The organism is Litoreibacter arenae DSM 19593 (assembly GCF_000442275.2).
In the GTDB taxonomy this organism is placed as follows: Bacteria; Pseudomonadota; Alphaproteobacteria; order Rhodobacterales; family Rhodobacteraceae; genus Litoreibacter; species Litoreibacter arenae.
The window spans coordinates 207,796-229,674 of record NZ_KE557310.1; the positions used below are offsets into that span (position 1 = coordinate 207,796).

A 21,879-nucleotide genomic window follows, 5' to 3' on the forward strand; every position below is an offset into this window, starting at 1 on the left:
CTCCTAACGGCGGCCTTCGCGTAACCACGCGCCTACGCTCAACACCATTGCCAGCAGCAGGAACAGCCACGGCGACACCAGCGGGATCACGGTGACGTTGGTGGTCACATACGCATTGCGCGGGGTCAGGCCGATCCAGCCGCGACCGGCGGCGTTGCGACCCTCGCCCACCATGCGCAGGTTGGGGATGCCGTCTTCAAGGCTCATAATCCCGCCGCGGGTTGCGTCGACCAAACCCTCCAGCTTGGCACCTGACGCGATGGTCTCGATGAATTCGCGCGGCGCGGCAGGGCCAAGGGCTATAACGCTCTCCTGATCGCCTTCCTTGAGGCGGTAGAGCCCCTGCTCCTGCCCCTCAACCGTCGCCGTAAACCGGCCGGGCGAGGTTTCCTCCAACGGAACCGTGGTGACAGTGCCGTCAGGCGCGGTAATCTCGACCTCGCCCACCTCCAGCGCCAGAGTGCGGCGGGTGATCGTCATTGTCTGACCTTCCGCAACAGCGGTCAGCGCCTCTTCCTCAAGGTCGGGCTCCTTCATCATCCAATGCGCAAGCCGGCGCAGCAGTTCAAGCTGCGGCCCGCCGCCCTCGAACCCTCGATGCCAGAGCCATGCGTGGTCTGACGCCATCAACGCAATGCGCCCTTCGCCCACACGGTCGAGCGTCAGCAGCGGTCGCTCCTCGATGCCAGTCATGACGGTCTGGCCTTGCAGAGGCGAAACCTCGATCTGGCGCATCCAGCGGCCCCAGCCGGGGATGCCGTCGACGGTGGGGTTGGGGGCGAATTTCTCAAGCCCTTCGGTGACGGGGTGCCGCGCGCCCAGCTCGGAGATCAGCGGTGTGAAGCCTTGATCCAGCACCCGCGCGGTTGGCTCGGCTGGCATGATGCCCCCCAAGGGCGAGCGGTAGATGCTGTCGGCAGAGGCGAAGTCGGGGCCTGCGGCGACCAGTACCGCACCGCCCTTTTCGACATATTGACGGATGCTGTCGAAATAGAGCGCGGGTAGGATTCCGCGGCGCTTGTAGCGATCGAAGATGATCAGGTCAAATTCATCGACCTTCTCAAGGAATAATTCGCGCGTCGGGAAGGCGATCAGGGACAGTTCCGATACCGGCACGCCGTCCTGTTTTTCCGGCGGGCGCAGGATGGTGAAGTGGACGAGGTCCACCGCTGCGTCGGATTTCAACAGGTTGCGCCAAGTGCGCTCTCCCGCATGCGGCTCGCCGGAGACCAGCAACACCCTCAAACGGTCACGCACGCCGTTGATTTGCACAACCGCGGAGTTGTTCCGATCAGTCAGCTCGGTCTCGTCGGCGGCGACGTTGAATTGCAGCACGTTTATTCCACCATGAGGCAGCGTCAGAGGCAGTTGCAAATCCTCGCCGGTGGGAACTTGAAAGGTCTGAGCCTCCTCTCCGTCAATGGCAATAGACAGGCTGGCACGCGCAGGGATGTCACGCGGCACCGCGCCTTGATCCTCAATGCGTAAGGTCAGCGTGATTTCCTCGTCCAGAATGGCGAAGGCAGGAGCGTTTTTGACGATGAGGCGACGGTCCCAATCGGTGTCGCGGCCTGTGAGCAGCGTATGTAGCGGGGCCTCCAGCACGGGCGCGCGTTGGGCATCGTGCAACTGGCCATCGGTGACAAGGATCGTGCCAGCGATGCGCGATTTCGGCTCCTCGGACAGAGTGTCGCTCAGGGCGGTCATCAGCTCGGTGCCCGCGTCGCCCTGCCCGTCCGGCACGTTGACCGTGCGCAACTCCATCCCGCGCGATGTGATATCAGTGGTGAGCGCGTCCACCGCCTGCGCGGTCTGGCTTTCGCGGTCGGACAGGCGCTGCGAGGCACTTTCATCGACGACCATCACCACGATGTCGGACAGCGGATCGCGCTCCTCGTCCTGCAAGGACGGGTTTGCCAAGGCCACCAGCAGCACCGCCATTGCAGGCGCGCGAAGCCACCAGCCGCCCAAGCCGCGCCAGATGGCGAGGATGGCGAAAACTGCCGTGATCGCGGCAGCGACGTAGAGCGCGGGCCATGGCAGGAGGGGGTCGAAGATCACATCCATCTCAGTTCCCCAGCCTTTCCAACAGGGCCGGAACATGGACCTGATCAGATTTGTAGTTGCCGGTCAGCACATGCATCACCACGTTGACGCCAAAACGGATGGCAAGCTCGCGCTGACGCTCCCCTGCGAAGCCACGGCCCACCGGATAGCGAGGATTGCCGCGAGCATCCCGCGCCCACGCGGCGGCCCAATCGTTGCCGCCGATCAACACGGGCGTCACGCCGTCGTTGAGGTCACGGAACGGTAAGCCTTCGGCGGTCTCCGCATCAGCGGGGGCGGCCTCGACCCAAATATCGCGGGAGGTAAAGCGACCGGGGAAGTCCTGCAACAGATAGAACGTGCGGGTCAGGACGTGGTCCTGCGGGATCGGCTCTAGTGCGGGAATGTCCAAAGGAGCCGCCAACGCCTGCAACTTGCGTCCTTGCGGAGTAGATGTTCCGAAGCCGCCAATATTGCCGTCGCGGGTGTCGAACAGGATCATCCCGCCGGTGCGCAGGTAGCGGTTCAGCTTGGCATAGGCGTCAGAGGACGGGGTCGGCTGGCTTTCGGTGATGGGCCAATAGAGCAACGGATAGAATGCAAGCTCGTCCGTTTCCAAATCGACGGCGATGGGGTCCGCGGGCTCGACCGAGGTGCGGCGGAAGAGGCTGAGGGACAGGCCTTTGAGCCCCTCGTCAGAGAGACGGTCCAGCGCGCTATCGCCGGTTTTGACATAGGCCAGAACGACCTCCGACGTGGCTTCCAGCGCACGGGCATCGTCTTGGGCGCGGGATTGTTGTGGCAGGGCCGAGACCGCGATCAGCACCAGCGCAGCGGTGGCGGACCCACGCAGTTTTCCGGACAGCGCCAGCGACGCGATAATATCGACCAGCAGCAAGGCCAAGGCCAGCGACAGGAGCGCGCCCATCAGCGGGGTTTCCTGTGCAACGACGATGCCCTCGATCTTGGTGCCAGCGGGCCATGAGGATGGGGCCAGCGTCGCGTCGGCAGGCAGCACATTCAACGCGATGCGGCGATCCTCGCCTGCATAAAGACCGGGCGGCAATTCGGGACCGATGGGGTCTTCGGCAATAGTTTCCCCTGCGACACCTGCCAGATTGCCCGCGTCGCGGACCACGCCGAACGCGTCCAGCGTTTCTTCGGGAACCCAAGTCGTGCCTGCCAAGTCCTCGGCGGCGATTTCAGCGGGGCGAGTGGAAATCGCGAGGCGCTCCAGCATCTGCACGAACAGGCCGGACAACGGCAGGGTGGACCATTCGGCGTTGGCGGTGACGTGAAACAGAATGATCTGCCCATCGCCCAGCGGCTTTCGGGTGACTAGCGGCGTGCCGTCGGTCAGCGACGCGATAGTGCGTTCGGCCAAGTCGGGATCAGGTTGCGCCATGACTTGGGAATTGACCTGCACGTCTTCCGGGATCGTCAGACCGAAAAACGGGCTGTCACGGGTGAAGGTGCGCAGGGCTTTCGGCTCACCCCATGACATGGCCCCGCCAACACTACGGCCACCGGCACGCAGGCGCACCGGCATCAGCGGATCGGTGGCATCTATGTCTGCGGCAGCCGTGCGGGGGCCTGCGAACCGGACCAGCATGCCGCCCTCGTCGATCCAGTCCAGAAGATCGTCCCGCTCGGCAGGGGAAAACGTGGCGATATCGGCCAGCACCAGCACGTCGGGACTGGCGAGAAGCATGTCCTGCAACGCGCCCTCGATCAGATCGGCGGTCGGCACCAGCGCCTTGTTGAGATAGTAAAGCGGCGACAGGAGGTCCTGCGCCTCCTGGTCGTTGCGGCCTGAGAGCAACCCCACTTCGCGGCGCTTCAGGGCGTCATCTGTTAGTGTAACAGCGCCTGCGGAGCGGGTGCCTTGCACCTCGAACCGGTTGACCCGATTGCGCAGCTCCGTGGGCAGATCAAGCAGGATTTCCGCTTGGTCTGCGCCGATAGCGAAGGAGGCGGTGGCAGTGGCCAGTTCCTGCTCCGTCCCGTTCGGGTCGGGGCCGATGGCGGATATGGTGATGTCGCGGGCAGCGCCAGACGGGCTGCGAAGGGCTGTGACCGAGATGCGCCCGTCTTTGAATACGGCAGGCGTCAGGGCGTAGACGGGGCGAGGGGTTTCGATGACGGTCACGTCGCCTTTGTCGTTGAGCGTTGCCAGCAGATCGGCGCGGCTATCGCGGGCGAGGCCATCCGAGAACCAGATCGTCTCGAACGCCGTGTCGCCCAGACGGGTTTGCCAATCGGCGAGCGTGTCTTCGTCCGGCTCCCACGCGCGGGGCTGCACGCCTGCGAGCGTCGCGGCGACGGTGTCAGCAGATTGGAAAGTCAGCTCGCCCACGGGCGGCTCGGACAGCACGGCGATCGCGGCGGGACGGCCTTCGCGGGCGGCTTCGGCCAGCAGTTCCTCGACCCGCGCGGTGCGGGCGGGCCAGTCGCGGGCGCTGGCCCATGAGCCGTCCATAGCGATCAACAGCGGGCCGGAGCCTGCGCGGTCCTCTTCGGGGTTCAGGACGGGACCGGCAAAGCCGATGATGAAGGCCGCGACGGCCAGCATACGGAGTAACAGCAGCCACCACGGCGTGGTGTCGGTTTGGGTCTCGTCATCGTTCAGACCCAGCAGCAGCGCGATGCCCGGAAAGCGGCGCTTTATCGGTGCAGGTGGCACGGCGCGCAGCAGCCACCACAGGATCGGCAGGATCGCGAGGGCCGCCAGCAAGATAGGTGTTGTGAAGGCGAGATTGGCGATCATGATGCCCCCCGCTCCAGCGATTGATAAAGCCATAGCAGCGCCTTGGCCGCCGGATCATTTGTGTGGTGGCACATGTAGCGCCAGCCGGTTTTGCGGGCCAGATCCTGCAATTGCGCTTTGCGCGCGGCGAGCCGTTCCAGATAGGCGTCGCGCAGGGAGTTGGCTTTCAGGGTCTCGAATTTGATCGCACCCGACATGCTCTCGAACACGGTGCGCCCGTCATAGGGGAAAGCTTCCTCGTCGGGGTCGAGTACTTGCAGCAACGCGCCGCGCACGCCGCGGTCCGTGGCCGAAGTAAGGGCTTCCGCCACCTTGGACGGGTCGCCCAGAAAATCGGAAATGAACACCGCGCGGGAGCCTGCGGGCAGGATGCGGGCATTGGGCGTGCCGTAGTCAGCCTCGCCTTGCGCGTTCATCAAGTGGCCCGCGATACGGGTCAGTTGTGCTTCCCCCCTGCGCGGCGGGGTGCCGCGATCAGCAAGGCCGAAACGCTCGCCGCCCTTGTTCAGTAGAACGCAGAGCGCCATGGCAATAACGCGGGCGCGATGGCCTTTGGTGGGGCGATCCTTGCCGCCTGTGAACGACATCGACATGGCGTCATCCACCCACAGCATCACAGATTGCGCGGCCTGCCATTCCTTTTGGCGCACGAAAGTCGCGTCGGAGCGGCCGGAACGTCGCCAGTCGATATCGCGCACCCCGTCGCCGTGCTGCGAGGGGCGGTATTGCCAGAACTCGTCCCCCATGCCCGCGCGTTTGCGGCCATGCTCCCCCAGCAGAACCGTCGACGCCAAATGATCCGCCTGCGCCAGAAGCGCGGGAAACGCGCTGGCGTGTGCCTCGGCGCGATGCCTGAGGCTGGCGGGTGTGGTCGCCGGATCGTTGGGCGAAAGCTGGCTCACGCGGCGGCTTTCCGTTGACCTGTTTGGGTGGCGACATCCGCGATGACGTCGGACAGAACGCGGCCTTCGGCGCGGGCGGCGAAGCTGAGGGCCATGCGGTGCGACAGGACAGGATCGGCCAGCGCCAGCACGTCGTCAGACGATGGCGCAAGGCGGCCTTGCAGCAAAGCGCGGGCGCGAACGGTTAGCATTAACGCTTGCGCAGCACGCGGACCGGGCCCCCATGAGACGGTGTCGCGGACAAGGTCAGTGGCTTCGGCCTCGTCAGGGCGGCAGGCGCGGACGAGGTCGAGGATGTGTTCGACCACGGCGTCACCCACGGGCATACGGCGCACAAGGGTTTGCGCGGCGATTAGCTCCTCGCCCGTGAACACGGCGGTCGATTTGGCGGACACTGTGCCGGTCGTGGCCAGCAGGATATCGCGCTCGGTATCACGGTCGGGATAGTCGACGTTGATCTGCAAAAGGAACCGGTCAAGCTGGGCTTCAGGCAGCGGATAGGTGCCTTCTTGCTCCAGCGGGTTCTGGGTTGCCAAAACATGGAATGGCGCAGGCAGCGCGTGGTCGGTGCCAGCCACGGTGACGGAGCGTTCCTGCATCGCCTGCAACAGTGCGGACTGGGTACGCGGCGAGGCGCGGTTGATCTCGTCGGCCATCAGCAGTTGCGCAAAGATCGGGCCTTCGATGTAGCGAAAAGCGCGGGTGCCGTCATCGGCGGTTTCCAGCACCTCGGAGCCGATGATGTCGGCAGGCATCAGGTCCGGCGTGAACTGCACGCGGTTGGAGCTGAGACCCATCACGGTCGATAGAGTGTCAACCAGCAGCGTTTTACCCAAGCCCGGCAGCCCCATCAGCAACGCATGTCCTCCGGACAGCATCGCGACCAGAGACAGATCGACGACGTCCTGCTGGCCGATGATCTGCTGGCCAATGCTGGACCGTGCGGCACTCAGCTTGTCGCCTAGGGTTTCGATATCTTTTACCAGATCTTGCGTGTCGGCCATGTGACAACTCCCTCGGGGCGGCTATACTCTATGCAGGTATAAAGGCAGATATGGCGGGATAATAGAATGGCAAAAGGAACCGATGCACGAAAGGTTGAGGTCCCCTCGGCGGAAAACATCGCAGCCGCCGCGCAAGAGGCCGCCAAAGGCGGATTGCCGCCGGTCGATAAGTGGAATCCGCCCTTTTGCGGCGATCTGGATATGCGCATCGCGCGGGACGGGACGTGGTTCTATCTGGGTACGCCTATCGGGCGGGCCGGATTGGTAAAGCTGTTCTCGTCGATTATCCGCAAGGACGGGGACGACTATTTTCTTGTGACTCCTGTCGAAAAGGTCGGGATCACCGTGGAGGATGCGCCCTTCGTGGCGCTTGATTTTGATGCTGTCGGTGAGGGCGAGGATCAGAAACTGAGGTTCGAGACCCACGTTGGCGACCGCTTTACTGCGGGACCGGAACACCCCATCCGCGTGACTTATGACGATGATGGAGAGCCGTCGCCCTATGTGCTGGTGCGCCGCAATCTGGAGGCGCTAATTGATCGCAAGAGTTTTTACCGACTGGTGGATTTAGGCGTTCATCGTGATGGCTGGTTCGGCGTATGGTCAGACGGCGAGTTTTTCCCGATTATCCGCTCCGAAGCGCTGGAAGCTTAGTGCGCTTCCGCCCAATTGGCTCCCTGCCCTGCCTCGACCACGAGTGGGACATCGAATTTCACCGCCGGGTCGGAGGCGTTTTCCATGACTTCGCGCACCACTTCGATGGTTTGCTCTACCGCGTCTTCCGGCACCTCGAAGATCAGTTCGTCATGCACCTGTAGCAGCATTTTGCACGGCAGGTCGCGGATAGCATCCGGCATACGGATCATCGCGCGGCGGATGACGTCGGCGGCGGTGCCTTGGATCGGCGCGTTGATCGCCGCGCGTTTGGCAAAGCCCGCGCCGGGGCCTTTGGCGTTGATCTCCGGCGTGTTGATCTTGCGGCCGAACAGCGTCTGCACGTAGCCGTGGTCTTTGGCAAACTGGATGGTCTCGTCCATATAGGTGCGGATGCCGGGGAACCGCTCGAAGTAGCGGTCGATGAAGCCCTGCGCCTCGGCGCGGGGGATGCGCAGGTTGCGTGCGAGGCCGAAACCGGAGATGCCGTAAATCACCCCGAAGTTGATCGCCTTGGCTTTGCGGCGCACGTCGGGGGTCATTTCATCAAGCGGCACGTCAAACATCTCAGACGCGGTCATGGCGTGGATGTCTTGGCCGTCTTTGAAGGCCCGCTTCAGCGCGTCGATGCCCGCGACATGGGCGAGGATGCGCAATTCGATCTGGGAATAGTCGAGCGACACAAGCACGTTGCCCTGCTCGGCTACGAAGGCCTCGCGGATGCGGCGGCCTTCCTCAGATCGGACTGGGATGTTTTGCAAGTTCGGCTCTGACGATGACAGACGGCCCGTGTTGGCCCCGACGATGGAGTAGCTGGTATGCACCCGCCCCGTGTCGGCGTTGATATGGGTTTGCAGCGCATCCGTGTAGGTCGATTTCAGCTTGCTGAGTTGCCGCCAGTCCAGAACCTTGCCCGGCAGCTCATGCTCGGTCGCGAGGTCTTCAAGAACATCGACGCCGGTGGAATAGGCTCCTGTCTTACCCGTCTTGCCTCCCGGAAGTTCCAGCTTGTCGAACAGGATCTCACCAAGCTGCTTGGGTGAGCCGACGTTGAAGTCCTGCCCCGCGAGCTCGTGAATCTCCGCCTCAAGCCCCGCCATCTTCTGGGCGAAGGCGTTGGACATGCGGGACAGCGTGTCACGGTCCACCTTGATGCCGTGGCGCTCCATCTGGGCCAGCACCGGAACCAAGGGGCGTTCAAGCGTCTCGTAAACCGTTGTGACACCTTTCTGATGCAACTGCGGCTTTAGAAGCTGCCACAGGCGCAAGGTAATGTCGGCATCTTCGGCAGCGTATGGCGTGGCCTCGTCAATAGGAACGCGATCAAACGTGATCTGGCTTTTGCCCGTTCCCAGCAGTGACTTGATCGGGATCGGGCTGTGCCCAAGATAGCGCTCCGACAGGGCGTCCATACCGTGATTATGCAAGCCGGCATGCTGTGCGTAGCTGATAAGCATGGTGTCGTCGAACGGCGCCAACTCCACGCCGTAGCGGTGGAAAATCTTGGCGTCGTATTTCATGTTCTGACCGATTTTGAGGATGCTGTCATCCTCCAACATCGGCTTGAGTAGGTCGAGCGCCTCTTGCAGCGGCATCTGCCCCTCGGCAACCGCGTCGGTGCCGAACAGGTCGTCGCTTCCCTCCTTGTGCGCCAGCGGGATGTAGCAGGCGTGGCCCGCGTTGACACAAAGCGAAATGCCGACAAGATCGGCAATCATTTCGTTCAGGCCAGTGGTCTCGGTGTCCACCGCAACATGGCCGTGCTCGTAGATCAGGTCGATCCATTTTTGCAAGGCGGCCGCGTCGCGAACCGTCTCGTAAGTCGCGTCCTTGATCTCGGGCATTTCCGGTGCGTCAGCGGCAGGTGGCGGGGTGTCTTCGATGACCGGAGCTTCCGCGCCCAGCTTCTCGGCGATGCGTTTGGACAGCGTGCGGAATTCCATTTCAACAAGGAACGCCAGCAGTTTTTCGGGGTCTGGCTCGCGGACCTCCAGATCGTCGATCGAGAACGTCAGCGGCGTGTTTTCATCCAACTGCACCAAGCGCTTGGACAGCTCGATCTGGGCGCGGTGCTCGATCAGGGTTTCGCGGCGCTTGGGTTGCTTGATTTCCTCGGCACGGTCGAGCAGTTCTTCCAGAGAGCCGTATTCGTTGATCAGCAGCGCGGCAGTCTTGATGCCGATACCGGGCGCGCCGGGCACGTTGTCGACGGAATCCCCCGCAAGCGCCTGCACATCGACTACGCGGTCGGGGCCGACGCCAAACTTCTCCTCGACGCCTTCGACGTCGATCACCTTGTTCTTCATGGCGTCGAGCATCTCGACACCGCCACCGACCAACTGCATCAGGTCCTTGTCGCTGGAAATGATGGTGCAGCGCCCGCCCAATTCTCGCGCCTGAACGGCCAGCGTCGCGATGATGTCGTCGGCCTCGTAGCCCTCCATCTCTTCGCAGGCGATGTTGAACGCAATGGTCGCCTCGCGGGTCAGCGGGATCTGCGGGCGCAGATCTTCGGGCATAGCCTCGCGGTTGGCCTTGTATTGGTCGTACATCTCGTTGCGAAACGTGTGTGATCCCTTGTCAAAGATCACCGCCACATGTGTCGGCGCGTCGGAGCCGTTGTTGCCGTCCACGTAGCGCTGCAACATATTGCAAAAGCCGGACACCGCCCCGATGGGCAACCCGTCGGATTTGCGGGTCAGGGGTGGTAGGGCATGATAAGCGCGGAAGATGAAGGCGGAGCCGTCGATCAGGTGAAGATGGCAGCCTTTGCCAAAGGCCACTAGACCTTACCCTCGAAGTCCCGGTGAATGATCTTCTTGTCGCAATAGGGGCATTCCACAAACCCCTTGTCGGCGGGGATTTGCAGCCAGACCCGCGGGTGACCCAAGGCCCCCTCGCCGCCGTCGCATGCGATGCGCATGGTGTCCACAATTTCAACTTCCGGGGCTGCGGTGGCCATGGTGAATCGTCCCATTCCAAGAAAAATCAGTGGCCGCGATCATAGCGCCCTCACCCGCCCCCACAAGGGCCGACTGACGCGGCAATTGGATCAGGTGGCCGGCGACAGCATACGACCCAACGGACGACCGCCAATGATATGAATGTGGAGGTGTGGCACTTCCTGAACGCCATGCTCGCCGGTATTCGCAATCGCACGGAATCCTTTCTCGCTGACCCCTTCAAGGCGGCACACCTCGCCGATGGCGCGCATGAAGCCTATCAACTCAGCGTCCGACGCCTCTTGGGTAAAATGGTCCATGGAGACATAAGGCCCCTTCGGGATTACTAGCACATGGCTTGGAGCGGCTGGCGAGATATCGCGAAACGCCAAGGCATGATCGCTCTCGTAGACTGTGTCATTGGGAATCTCACCGCGCAGGATTTTGGCAAAAATGTTCTGGTCGTCGTAGGTATAGGCCATAGCTCAATCCTCAAACAGGTAGTCGATATTCAGTATCTCACGGGCCTTATCCTCGGTCACGTCGAGAAACGCCATGAGAGGCGCTATATTTTCGTCGCGCGGCACGTTCTGCGATATCTTGAAATAGTTCGGGAAGTCGGCGTCCTTGATCTGGTCGCTCTCGAACAGGAAATTCTGCCGCACGGTCGGCAAAAGCCGGTCGATTGTGTCTTGTGGTGTCATTTCGCCCGCCAAACCGACGCGCTTGGCGTGACCAAGCAGGTATTCGTCCTCGAAGCGGCACTCGATCTCCAGCAGTCGCGTGGTCGAGTTGTCAGCGAACAGGTCCGACAGCAGATCAAGGTTGGAGGGATCAAGGCAGATCACCATCCGGTTCTGCTCGTAGTGATCGTAAAGCAGCCGCATCAGCGCCCGCCGGTGACGGGTCCGCTTGTCGAGGGTGGTCTGGATACCCCCCAGATCGGGGAGCACGTTGTCTTCCTCATCAAACAGATATTCCGCCCCCTTGAGTTGTGTATGATCCAGAATACGCCCCAGCAGCCGCTTGGCGACGTGCCATTTCTTACAGGCAATTACCATCAACTCCCGTTCGCGCCCGAGCGAGCTTTCACGCTCCCAAAAGCGCGGCGCGAAACGGCGACCGATGCGGCCCCGGCCTGTCAGGAACTTGAACAGCGTCAGGCCTTCGTTTGATGTTTGGAAATCCATCCGTTCCGAAGCATAAAGATCGCCGAGCCGCTCCTTCAACTCCAACGCGTCAGGCGAAACCTTTCTGGCAAACAGAAAATCCTGACTGAGCAGCAGGTCGTAGTGGTCGTTGTAGAATGTCACGGGCATCCCGTAATCGGTAAACATTAGGAAGGTTAATGTGCGGGTCTTGATCTCGGCGCTCGGCACCAGATGGCGCACCAGGGTTTGAAAGAACGTCTCGTCCGGAATCCACGTGGTCTTGAAAAAGCGCATCACGTCGGGTCGGTCACGGGTGAAATCGAGCACCCATTCCACGGTGCGCCTGCGCAAGCACCACCATTGGGAGCCGATCATCATTTGCAGATCGGCGGGAATGTCGCGTTTGAAACCCAGCTTCTTCTGCAACTCGTAGGAGGCGTAAAACAGCCGCTTTCGGGATCGTTCGTTGAACCAGTGGCGATAGATGAGGCGGTCCGCCTTCATCCCTGTCTTGATCCAGTCGGACGCGAAGAAATCGAAGCTCTCGATATAGTCTACGTCATCAGCGTCAAGGAACTCATGGGCGTAGGTAGCTGATTTGATCGCCATGCAATCGCCCGACAACATGTAGAAATGCGTGGCCCGCGGGAAGGCGCCTACCGCGGCACGCATGGCGTGCAGTGTTGCCTGCACCAGCGACCATTCCCCCCACCCGCACTTGATCCGCTTTTTGGCGAATGCCACGTTCGGGTTGTCGTCCAGCGCGTCGCGTATCTGCTGGTAGGCGATGGGGTCAGCGCTGGCGTCGAAGTGGATCGCCATGCAGTCGCCAGCCGCCGTCAGACGCTCCGCCTGGTCGATAATCGCAGCGGGGTCTTTATGACACAGCAGAATGAAGGCGATTTTTGCCATCTGGATATTGACCCCGGCCCCGACTTAAAACTCTTTTAGGTTTACCTGCATAAACTTAGCAACTGTTGCATAGACGGTCTGTGATTGTATTTGTAGGCTCAATTGTGGCTATAGCGTAAACAATAGGCCGCTTGGTTCAAGAACGAGGACGAAAGTATGGGGTTTCCAGGAACCTGGATGACAGAAAGTGAGAGCATGGTGTACCGCGTGGTACCCAAATGCGCCTGCTCGTCCATCGGCCAGATCATGTACTATTCCGACCACGGTGAGTTCTTCGACGGCGACATTCACGACGCCACTGGCAAGATGCACAAATGGGCGATCGAGAAGAGCCAGCCTAAGATCGAAAAAAACGTCACATCCCACAAGAGCTACGCGTTCACCTGCGTGCGCAATCCGTATGGGCGCATCCTGTCGTCTTTCTTCGACAAAATCTGCGGCATCCAGCGTAACGGCAAACGCTACCGTGGGAATTTGGTGCCGTTGCTCGTGCAGAAATACGGCATCGAGGTTGGAGACCCGGATACGGGTTTCGAGTTCGACCAAATCCAGTCATTCAGACGCTTTCTGCTGTTTGCCCGCGACACCATTCGCTGGCGCAGGCCTATGGACCCGGATATTCACTGGTCGGCCATGTCAGGCCACATCTCGACCTTCATCGTCAATGGCGGGCGCTACGACAACATCTTCTTCACCGAGAAGTTCAATGACGGGATGCAGTCGGTGATGGATGCTGTCGAAACCAAACATAAAGTGGACGTGGCGAAGATCCCCAAGTTTAACGAAAGCGAAGGGCACGGGCCCAAACGCGCGCACCCGATAGAAGACTATTTCGACGATCTGTCGATGCACTTGGTCTATGAAATCTACAAACGCGACTTCAACCTGTTCAAGTATGACGTCGACAACCCCGGCAACAAGATGCCCGTGGGCGAGATCGACCTTGACGAAGTTCACGCGAAGCTGGGTGATTAGAGGCATTGCGCCCGCTCGCGCGGTCGCCAGAGCGGGGGGCCAGCCCCCCGCACCCCCCGGAATATTTTCAAAGCAATGAAAATGAGCCCGTTAACGGTTGGGAAATCACTCTTTGTCACGTTGTTATCGCGGTACAGGCAGGAATGCCGATGGCCGTAAGCGATGAAGTCGCTCTGACCTGTAGCCCGTCAAATCCGGCCGGCGCGGGTCAGGGCGCATCGCATGGCTTCATTGCTTCCCAAATATTCTCCCCGAAGGGTCGGGCCACCGCTTAGTGCAACGAGCCTGATAAACGTGCCGTTTTCTATAACAGACCTTGCTGCTTGAAGAGCTCGCCCAAATCCGTTTCCGGCCGTGCGCCAATATGGGAAATAACCTCCGAGGCAGCCACACAGCCCATGCGACCGCAGGTTTCCAAATCATATCCGTTGGTGAGTGCCCAAAGGAACGCGCCCGCGAACAGATCGCCCGCCCCCGTAGCATCTACAATTTGAACCGGCATCGCAGGCGCATGCAAGCGCTGCCCATTAGACATCACATATGCGCCATTCTCGCTGTCAGTACAGGCAACGATTTCCAGCTCGTCCGCGGCCGTCATCATTGCCGCCTCAAAATCGTCGGTCTCGTACATCGACAGTATCTCCGCACGGTTACAGAAGAGCAGGTCCACGTGATCTTTGATCAAAGTGCGGAACGCGTCGCGGTGGCGGCCGACGCAAAACGGGTCCGACAAGGTTAGCGACACCCGCCCCCCCGCGCCGGTGCAAGCGGCAATGGCCTTGTCAAACGCTGCGACGGAGTCTGGCCCGTCAAAACGATATCCCTCCAGATATATCCACTCGGCCTGCGCCATTTGCGTCTCGTCGATGTCTTCGGGGCCGAGAAATTCGGTCACGCCCAGATAGGTATTCATCGACCGCTCCCCGTCCGGCGTCACCAGAACGATGCAGCGTCCCGTTTCCGCCTCGTGAGTAGCCGGAGCCAACGGTGTCTCATAGACCGCGCCTTGTGCCCGCAGGTCATGCGCAAAAATCGCTCCCAGCTGGTCGTCTTTCACCTTCCCCACATAGGCCGTCGAGCCGCCCAAATGCGCGATACCTGCAATGGTATTGGCGGCTGAGCCACCGGAAATTTCTCTTGCCGGCCCGATAAGGTCGTACAGCTCAACACCGCGTTGCCGGTCTGTCAGTTGCATAATGCCCTTGCCGATGCCGTTCTCGGACAAAAAAGCGTCACTGGCGGAGGTCAGTACATCGACCATGGCGTTGCCGATGCCGACAACCTGAAAAGTCTTACTCATAGTTCTTGTCCTCAAAAATGCACAGATCGCGGATAATGCAGTTGGCGCATACCGGCTTGCGGGCCTTGCAGACATAGCGCCCGTGCAAGATCAGCCAGTGATGCGCGTGGTGTTGAAATTCGACGGGAATGTTGTCCTCGATGGCGCGTTCGACCACATCCACGTTCTTACCCGGACAGATACCGGTGCGGTTACCAACACGAAAGATATGCGTGTCGACCGCCTGCGCGGGGTAGTGCCACCACATGTTCAAAACGACATTGGCCGTCTTGCGACCCACGCCAGGCAGCGACACAAGCGCGGCCCGCGACGACGGCACCTGCCCGTCATAATCGTCCGCAAGGATTTGGCTGAGCTTCATCACGTTCTTGGCCTTGTTGCGATACAGGCCAATGGTTTTGATATGCTCGATCAGACCGTCTTCGCCAAGCGCCAGCATCTTTTCGGGCGTGTCCGCGATCTTGAACAGCTTTTCGGTCGCTTTGTTCACACCCACATCAGTCGCCTGCGCCGACAGCGCAACCGCAACCACCAGAGTATAGGCGTTGACGTGGTTTAACTCTCCCTTGGGTTCGGGATCAGAGGCGGCGAAGCGCGTGAAAATCTCGTGGATCGTATGATAGTCGAGTTGCTTGGCAGGTTTGGTCATATGCGCGGTATGCCCCGTAGCTTGCGGACGGGCAAGAGCGGCGAGGTTGTTTCAAGTTTTACCCATGCGGCGGAAGTCGATTCAGCGCAGGTTCACCATTTGACGCAAATTTGGCGCGGCAGTGACAAGGAAGCGCTGGATGGCAACCAATAAGATAAACAAACTGACCGAACCGCATGGCAGCCCACAAGTAGGGCAGAAATTGCCCTTATCAGGGTTTGGCAACGGGACTCTGATCACCACCGATCGTGGAGATATCCCGGTCGAATGGCTGCGCCCGGGTGACCGCGTTCTTACCTTTGCTCATGGGTTCCAGCCCGTTCTCTGGATCGGGCGTGGCTGTTTGCGCCCCGATTTGCAGGATGTCGCTGCTGTCGATCTGACGCATAACGCATCGTCTGGCTTGCCAAAAACTGTCGTCGCAGCTCGGCATCGCGTCTTACAGATCGGCTGGCGGGTAGAGCTATTGTTCGGGCTCGACACCATGCTTGCGCAAGCGTGCGATCTTGAGGTGCTGGGTGGGGATACGATCACCTGCGCGGACTGCTCGCTGGTACTGCTGGAGCGACACGAACTAATTTGCGCAAACGGGTTCTGGCTTGAAAGCTTACAGCTGACGCGGAGCGCCATGGATTGCCTGGACACCACAGCGCTAACGGACGTGGAGACCCTTAGCCTGGACCTGCAAGCGCATTCCAGACCGCTGATGGCTTGCATGCACCCTCGGGAAGCTCGTCAATTTGGTCAGGGGGCAACCGATACAGCCGCATTCACCGCACAACCTGACACCGAACAAGCCGGATAGTGCGTATAATGCGCAAAAAACGGGTCGATACAGAGCGACATGGTGCCTAGATTGAAGGCATGGAACAAATGCCGAAGCATATCACACAAAACGCTGGTCCTGCCGAAGAGCAAGGCAGCTACCACTACGGGCTTGTAAAGCGGGCGATCGAAGCAATTGACCGCCACACTGACGGCCCATTGTCCTTAAATCAGCTTGCAGGCGAAATGCAGATGAGCCCCGCACATTTCCAAAGAGTGTTCAGCAAGTGGGCAGGCGTATCACCCGGACGCCTGCAACAGTATTTGCGGCTTGGTCATGCGAAGGCCTTGCTCGACGAGCGGTTCACCATGCTGGAAACTTCCGACGCGGTTGGCCTGTCTGGAAGTGGGCGGTTGCATGACCTGTTCGTAAAATGGGAAGCCATGAGCCCCGGCGAATTCGCCCGAAAGGGCGAAGGTTTGAAGATGTATTGGGGCTGGTTTGAAAGCCCCTTTGGACCGGCGCTGGTCATGGGAACCGAAAAGGGTATTTGCGGCATAGGCTTTTCGGCAGAAACCGGTTCACATGCCGCCATGGCGGACCTGGTCGGGCGGTGGCCCAACGCAACCTTTGTTGAAGATCCCTTGTTTCTGAAGCCTTGGGTGCTCGGGGCATTCGGCGCAGATGCCGCCGGAACGGAACAAGCGCCGCTGTATCTGATCGGCGCTCCCTTCCAGATCAAGGTCTGGGAGGCGCTGCTGGCTGTCCCCACCGGTTATGTCACCACCTACTCGCAAATTGCGGACAAGGTCGGACACAAGAAAGCCGCGCGTGCGGTCGGCACAGCGGTCGGCCGCAACCCCATCAGTTGGCTGATCCCCTGCCACCGCGCATTGAGAAAATCAGGCGGGCTTGGCGGATATCACTGGGGGCTACCCGTCAAGCGGGCGATGCTGGCATACGAGGCCGCGAAAACAAGGCTATAGTCCGGCAAATGTTTCAGTGACGTGACGTGAGCGGCAGGAACCTGCCGCCGCTAATGGACCGGGACTTGAAACTAATTACCCAATTCCGACGTTATGCAGGAGAAGAGCCGCATCTGCGCGGTCTAAAGAGGACTGTAAACATGAAACCTATTCTGCTCGCCCTGCCCGCCGCCGCGATGATCCTTGCCGGTTGCGACGCATCGACCCCGAACCAACGTACCAAGAGCGGCGCCCTGATCGGCGCGGCTATCGGTGGTGCCCTTGGCGCAAACTCCACCTCCGACAACAAGCTGGAACGCGGGATCATCGGTGCTGCGATCGGTGGTGCCGTAGGTGGTGCGGTTGGCAATGAGTTGGACAAGCAGGCCGACGCGCTGCGCCGCGACATCGGCAATGACAACGTTGGCGTGGTAAACACCGGCTCCGAGTTGCGGGTCACAATGCCGCAAGACCTGTTGTTCGCGACGGATAGCACGCGTCTGCGTCCGGATCTGCAAGCTGACCTGCGGGCGGTCGCGCGAAATCTGAACGACTACCCCAATAGCCAGGTTATTGTGGTCGGCCACACCGACAGCACCGGTGACGCCGCGTATAACCAGAACCTGTCGGAGCGCCGCGCCGAGGCCGTGTCCTTCGTTCTGCGCAACGCCGGTGTATCGGGTTCGCGCCTCAGCACCATCGGCAAAGGTGAGAGCCAACCGGTGGCGTCGAACAACACCAACTCGGGCCGTGCTCAGAACCGTCGGGTTGAAATCATCATTCGCCCTTACAGCTAGGATATCAGGGGCCGGCGGCAGTTTTTCGCCGGCCCTCGCTTCCCTCTTAACACAAGCGCGGAATTCGCTTAATATCTGCCCATAACCCACGCCGCAAAGGCGGGACACATATTACCGAGGCAGGTATCATGACGAACAAATCTATCGCGGTCCTTGCGGCTGCCACCCTCGCGGTCAGCGCATGCACGACCGACAGCATTTCCACCGCAAACAAGTCACAAACCGGCGCCATGATTGGCGGCGCATTGGGCGGCATCATCGGCGCCTCCAGCGACGACGACAAGCTGCTCAAGGGCATCGTCGGCGCTGGCATCGGTGCGGCCGCTGGTGGCGTCATAGGCCATCAGCTGGACAAACAGGCCGAAGACCTACGCCGCGACATCCCGAACGAAAACATCGACATCGTGAACACCGGCGACGAATTGCGGGTCACCATGCCGCAAGACCTGCTATTCGCCGTGGACAGTTCGGACCTGCGCTATGATCTGCAAAACGACTTGCGCGCTTTGGCTGGAAACTTGCAGGATTACCCCGACACGACGGTGAATATTGTCGGCCACACCGACGACACCGGTTCGGACAGCTACAACTACGAGTTATCAGAGCGCCGCGCACAGGCTGTCGCCTTCACGCTGGAGGATGCAGGCGTCAGGCCTTCACGCATCCGCTCCTACGGGCAGGGCGAGACGCGTCCGGTGGCGTCGAATGTGACCGAAGAAGGACGTGCCCAGAACCGTCGCGTGGACATCGTTATCCGGCCCAACGCAGCTTAAATCCTCATGGAAACTACGGAAACCGGCCCCCTTAGAGGTGCCGGTTTTTTGTTGTTCAGCATTATCATTGGTCATATATTTTGACCAATTAGTGAGGTGAAAGATGCCGTTCCACAAGATCGAAGCCGAGAAGCTCTCCAGCGCTGTGGTGCGCCAGATCGAGTTGCTGATACTGCGCGGCATCCTGAAACCCGGAGAGCGCCTGCCGTCGGAGCGTGAGTTGGCAGAGAAAATGGGCGTGTCGCGCCCATCCCTGCGCGAGGCGGTTGCGGATTTGCAGGACCGCGGGCTACTTGCCACCAAAGCTGGCGCGGGCATCTACGTCGCGGAGGTCGTGGGGGCTGCCTTTTCTGACGCCTTGGTGCAACTATTCTCCGACCACGACGAAGCGGTTTTCGACTACATCTCGTTCCGACGCGATCTGGAGGGGCTAGCCGCCGCCCGAGCCGCGCGGCTCGGCTCTGACACCGATCTGGAACTTGTGGATACGATTTTTCGCAAGATGGAGTTGGCGCATACCAAACGCAATCCGGCGGAAGAAGCGCAACTGGATGCGGAATTTCACCTCGCCATTATCGAGGCCAGCCACAACGTCATCATGCTGCATATGATGCGGGCAATGTTCCAGATGCTGCGCGAAGGCGTGTTCTACAACCGCCAGATGATGTTCAAGCAACGCACCACACGCGACACATTGCTGGAGCAGCACCGCGCGATCAACGCGGCCCTATTGGCGCGGGACGAGGACGGCGCAAGGGCCGCCGTAGAGGCGCATTTGACCTATGTGGAGGACAGCCTGTCGGACAGCCGGAAGGCTGCGCACAATGAGGCTGTCGCCAAACAGCGGCTCGACTATGAGACGTCTAAGCCTTGAGCGGCGCTCCACCTGCGAACGCATTGCCGTTTTGGTAATCGCACGGCTCTTCTTGCATTTGCAGGTGTAGCCCCGTTCCAGTGAACGGGTGCGCCCGCGCCAAGTCTTCGTTCAGGGTAATTCCCAGACCGGGCGCTTCAGGCGGCGTGATAAAGCCATTTTCCACCTTGATCGCGCCGCTAATCAGGTCGTCGTGGAAGGGTGTTTCAATGGTTTCGCACATCAGCAGGTTCGGAATTGAAGCCGCCAAATGGATGTTCGCCGCCCACTCCACGGGGCCTGCGTATAGATGTGGAGCCATTTCGGCGTTGAAAACCTCGGCCAGTCCGGCAAGCTTCTTCATCTCCCAGATGCCGCCCGCGCGCCCCAAGGCCGGTTGCAGGATTTTCACCCCGCCCGTGCGCAGCAAGATTGCAAATTCTGCCTTCGTCGTCAGCCGCTCACCCGCCGCAATGGGGATGCGCACGGCCTTCGCGACCTCGGTGAACTCCAATGGATTGTCCGGTGGTATCGGTTCTTCGAACCACAGGGGAGTGTACGGCTCGATCGCGTGGCCCAAGCGGATCGCGCCCGACGTGTTGAACTGGCCGTGGGTGCCGAACAGGAGGTCGGCGCGGTCACCAACGGCCTCCCTGATCGCCTTGCAAAACGCGACGGACATAGAGATGTCGAACATTGCGGGCTGGTGGCCTGAATGGATCGTGTAAGGGCCTGCCGGGTCGAATTTGACGGCGGTGTAGCCTCTGTCAACGGCATCCAAAGCCGCCTCCGCCGCCATGTCGGGCGAGGTCCAGAATTCGGTCAGGTCATGATGCGGCAAGGGATAGAGATAGGTATAGGCCCGAATTTTCAGGTTCATCTTGCCGCCGAGCATTGCCCAAACGGGCCGGTCGCGGGCTTTGCCCAGAATGTCCCAGCACGCCATTTCCAAACCCGAAAACGCGCCCATGACTGTCGGATCAGGCCTTTGAGTGAACCCCGAAGAATAGACACGGCGGAACATCAACTCCACATTTTCAGGGTTTTCGCCTTCCATGTGCCGTGCAAAAACGTCCTCGATCACCGCGCGCATCGCATCGGGGCCCACGGCAGAGGCGTAAACTTCGCCTACGCCTTCAATCCCGCAGGCGGTCGTCAGCTTGACGAATATCCAATACTGCCCGCCCCATCCAGGAGCAGGCGGGGACGTCACGATGATTTGCAGGTTTTGAAGTCTCATTTGAACACGATCACATTGCGCCGCGCAGCCCCTGAACGGGTGTCGGCAATCGCCTCGTTGATCTGGTCAAGGTGCCAGCGGCCCGACACCAGTTCGTCCAGCTTCAGACGACCTTGGCTATAGAGGTCGACCAGCCACGGTATGTCGCGCTTCAGAACGACGTCACCCATTTTTGTCCCCTTCATGCCTTGCGCCAGTGCGCCGAAAATCACCGGCTCGTAGGTGGCAGTCGCACCGGAATGAGGCATGCCGACCAGATACATATTCCCGCCAGCGGCAAGGAAACGCGGGGCGGTCTCGAAAGCGGGGATTGCACCGACAGTGACCATAACTGCGTCCGCCATGCGACCATTGGTGATCTCGGCCACTTGCTTCCATGGCTTCGGATCGGATGCCAAAACCCCGTCCGTCGCCCCGAATTCCTTGGCCGCGTCCAACTTCTCCGGCACCATGTCCACCGCGATAATGCGGGCGGCGCCAGAAATCGCGGCACCCTGAATGGCGTTGAGCCCCACGCCCCCCGCCCCGATCACAACAACGTTCTGGCCGGGCCGTACTTTGGCCGTGTTGACGACCGCGCCGACGCCTGTGACCACCCCGCAGGACAGCAAAGAGGCCGCGTCCATTGGCATGTCATCGGGGATGCGGGCGATCTGGCTTTGATCTACAACCGCGCGTTCCGCGAAAGCACCACACGCCAAACCGTGCTCCAGCGCGCTGCCATCGGGCATCGACAAAGGCCCTGCCATGCGGTCATAGGGTGTGGCGCATTGCGTCGGCACGCCTGATGCGCAAGGGGTGCAGGTCGCGCAGGAGCGGATCAGGGTCACCAGAACCGCGTCACCGATTTGCAACCCGCTGACGCCCTCACCCAAGGCAGAGACCCGCCCCGCGGCCTCATGGCCATAAACCGCAGGAAGGTCACCACCCCAGCCGCCATCCATGAAGGAGATGTCCGAAAAGCAAATCGCACAGGCTTCAAGCTCCACCTCGACTTCGCCTGCCTGAGGCGCGCGAAGCTCTACGTCTTCGATGGTCAGGGGGGCGCCGAATTCGTGGCACACGGCGGCTTTGATTTTCGTCATGTCTTGGCCTTTGTCATCGGTTATGACCGAACAGTCCCCGCCGAGACGCGCTTTCGCAAGTGCATTTTGCGAATTAGATGTCGCACGAATAGGTTTTC

The 21,879-nt window shown here is 60.6% G+C and carries 19 protein-coding genes; 7 read left to right on the forward strand and 12 right to left on the reverse strand.

All coding sequences use genetic code 11. The annotated features are described in order from the left end of the window. Nucleotides 1-3: 3 nt before the first annotated feature. From THALAR_RS08720 to THALAR_RS08735, 4 genes are read right to left on the reverse strand one after another with little or no spacing between them, the layout of a single operon-like run. Complete coding sequence (locus tag THALAR_RS08720) at nucleotides 4-2,067, reverse strand: threonine dehydrogenase (protein WP_021101162.1); 2,064 nt, start codon at nucleotides 2,065-2,067, stop codon at nucleotides 4-6. 1 nt (nucleotide 2,068) lies between these two features. Continuing rightward, nucleotides 2,069-4,846: a DUF4159 domain-containing protein gene (locus THALAR_RS08725; protein ID WP_245622396.1), complete on the reverse strand. Its 2,778-nt coding sequence runs from the start codon at nucleotides 4,844-4,846 to the stop codon at nucleotides 2,069-2,071. Further along, on the reverse strand, nucleotides 4,810-5,715 hold the full coding sequence (locus THALAR_RS08730) for a DUF58 domain-containing protein (protein WP_021101164.1): 906 nt from the start codon (nucleotides 5,713-5,715) through the stop codon (nucleotides 4,810-4,812). The genes THALAR_RS08725 and THALAR_RS08730 overlap by 37 nt, the downstream gene beginning before the upstream one ends. Continuing rightward, the gene (locus tag THALAR_RS08735) at nucleotides 5,712-6,719 is read right to left on the reverse strand and encodes an AAA family ATPase (RefSeq protein ID WP_021101165.1); all 1,008 of its coding nucleotides are present in this window, start codon (nucleotides 6,717-6,719) and stop codon (nucleotides 5,712-5,714) included. Before THALAR_RS08735 ends, THALAR_RS08730 begins: the two co-directional genes overlap by 4 nt. A 66-nt stretch (nucleotides 6,720-6,785) precedes the next feature. On the opposite strand from THALAR_RS08735, the gene THALAR_RS08740 reads away from it, so the two are divergent. Beyond that, a complete protein-coding gene (locus THALAR_RS08740) occupies nucleotides 6,786-7,373 on the forward strand; it encodes a DUF1285 domain-containing protein (protein ID WP_021101166.1) in 588 nt (195 codons plus the stop codon). Here the strand turns inward: THALAR_RS08740 and polA are convergent. The 4 genes from polA to THALAR_RS08760 all read right to left on the reverse strand — a co-directional run bounded on the left by polA (nucleotide 7,370) and on the right by THALAR_RS08760 (nucleotide 12,378). Beyond that, nucleotides 7,370-10,156 carry a DNA polymerase I gene (gene polA / locus THALAR_RS08745; protein ID WP_021101167.1) on the reverse strand — a complete coding sequence of 929 codons (2,787 nt, stop codon included), beginning with the start codon at nucleotides 10,154-10,156 and terminating at the stop codon, nucleotides 7,370-7,372. The genes THALAR_RS08740 and polA overlap by 4 nt on opposite strands. Continuing rightward, nucleotides 10,156-10,335, reverse strand: a complete 180-nt coding sequence (locus THALAR_RS08750) for a zinc-finger domain-containing protein (protein ID WP_021101168.1) — start codon at nucleotides 10,333-10,335, stop codon at nucleotides 10,156-10,158. The genes polA and THALAR_RS08750 overlap by 1 nt, the downstream gene beginning before the upstream one ends. 90 nt (nucleotides 10,336-10,425) lie before the next feature. Continuing rightward, a complete protein-coding gene (locus THALAR_RS08755) occupies nucleotides 10,426-10,797 on the reverse strand; it encodes a histidine triad nucleotide-binding protein (protein WP_021101169.1) in 372 nt (123 codons plus the stop codon). A 3-nt stretch (nucleotides 10,798-10,800) separates the two neighbouring features. Next, complete coding sequence (locus THALAR_RS08760) at nucleotides 10,801-12,378, reverse strand: DUF5928 domain-containing protein (RefSeq protein WP_021101170.1); 1,578 nt, start codon at nucleotides 12,376-12,378, stop codon at nucleotides 10,801-10,803. A gap of 156 nt (nucleotides 12,379-12,534) precedes the next feature. Here THALAR_RS08760 and THALAR_RS08765 point away from each other — a divergent pair, with 156 nt between their 5' ends. Further along, the gene (locus tag THALAR_RS08765; RefSeq protein WP_040818134.1) at nucleotides 12,535-13,353 is read left to right on the forward strand and encodes a sulfotransferase family protein; all 819 of its coding nucleotides are present in this window, start codon (nucleotides 12,535-12,537) and stop codon (nucleotides 13,351-13,353) included. Between the two features lie 304 nt (nucleotides 13,354-13,657). Here THALAR_RS08765 and THALAR_RS08770 read toward each other — a convergent pair whose 3' ends face one another. Next, nucleotides 13,658-14,653 (reverse strand): adenosine kinase, encoded by a 996-nt coding sequence (locus tag THALAR_RS08770; RefSeq protein ID WP_021101172.1) that lies wholly within the window; start codon nucleotides 14,651-14,653, stop codon nucleotides 13,658-13,660. Then, nucleotides 14,646-15,302 carry an endonuclease III gene (nth, locus tag THALAR_RS08775; protein WP_021101173.1) on the reverse strand — a complete coding sequence of 219 codons (657 nt, stop codon included), beginning with the start codon at nucleotides 15,300-15,302 and terminating at the stop codon, nucleotides 14,646-14,648. Before nth ends, THALAR_RS08770 begins: the two co-directional genes overlap by 8 nt. Nucleotides 15,303-15,441: 139 nt before the next feature. On the opposite strand from nth, the gene THALAR_RS08780 reads away from it, so the two are divergent. The 5 genes from THALAR_RS08780 to THALAR_RS08800 all read left to right on the forward strand — a co-directional run bounded on the left by THALAR_RS08780 (nucleotide 15,442) and on the right by THALAR_RS08800 (nucleotide 19,477). Then, complete coding sequence (locus THALAR_RS08780; RefSeq protein ID WP_051153696.1) at nucleotides 15,442-16,107, forward strand: Hint domain-containing protein; 666 nt, start codon at nucleotides 15,442-15,444, stop codon at nucleotides 16,105-16,107. A 59-nt stretch (nucleotides 16,108-16,166) separates the two neighbouring features. Continuing rightward, nucleotides 16,167-17,054 carry a methylated-DNA--[protein]-cysteine S-methyltransferase gene (locus THALAR_RS08785; RefSeq protein WP_407638137.1) on the forward strand — a complete coding sequence of 296 codons (888 nt, stop codon included), beginning with the start codon at nucleotides 16,167-16,169 and terminating at the stop codon, nucleotides 17,052-17,054. Nucleotides 17,055-17,194: 140 nt separating this feature from the next. Further along, complete coding sequence (locus THALAR_RS08790) at nucleotides 17,195-17,830, forward strand: OmpA family protein (protein ID WP_021101177.1); 636 nt, start codon at nucleotides 17,195-17,197, stop codon at nucleotides 17,828-17,830. Nucleotides 17,831-17,958: 128 nt separating this feature from the next. Continuing rightward, the gene (locus THALAR_RS08795) at nucleotides 17,959-18,603 is read left to right on the forward strand and encodes an OmpA family protein (RefSeq protein ID WP_021101178.1); all 645 of its coding nucleotides are present in this window, start codon (nucleotides 17,959-17,961) and stop codon (nucleotides 18,601-18,603) included. A gap of 103 nt (nucleotides 18,604-18,706) precedes the next feature. Next, nucleotides 18,707-19,477, forward strand: a complete 771-nt coding sequence (locus tag THALAR_RS08800) for a FadR/GntR family transcriptional regulator (RefSeq protein WP_021101179.1) — start codon at nucleotides 18,707-18,709, stop codon at nucleotides 19,475-19,477. On the opposite strand, the gene THALAR_RS08805 is transcribed toward THALAR_RS08800, so the two are convergent. After that, a complete protein-coding gene (locus tag THALAR_RS08805) occupies nucleotides 19,467-20,696 on the reverse strand; it encodes a mandelate racemase/muconate lactonizing enzyme family protein (protein ID WP_021101180.1) in 1,230 nt (409 codons plus the stop codon). The two genes, THALAR_RS08800 and THALAR_RS08805, sit on opposite strands and share 11 nt — an antisense overlap. Next, a complete protein-coding gene (locus THALAR_RS08810; protein ID WP_021101181.1) occupies nucleotides 20,693-21,781 on the reverse strand; it encodes an alcohol dehydrogenase catalytic domain-containing protein in 1,089 nt (362 codons plus the stop codon). Before THALAR_RS08810 ends, THALAR_RS08805 begins: the two co-directional genes overlap by 4 nt. Nucleotides 21,782-21,879 lie beyond the last annotated feature (98 nt).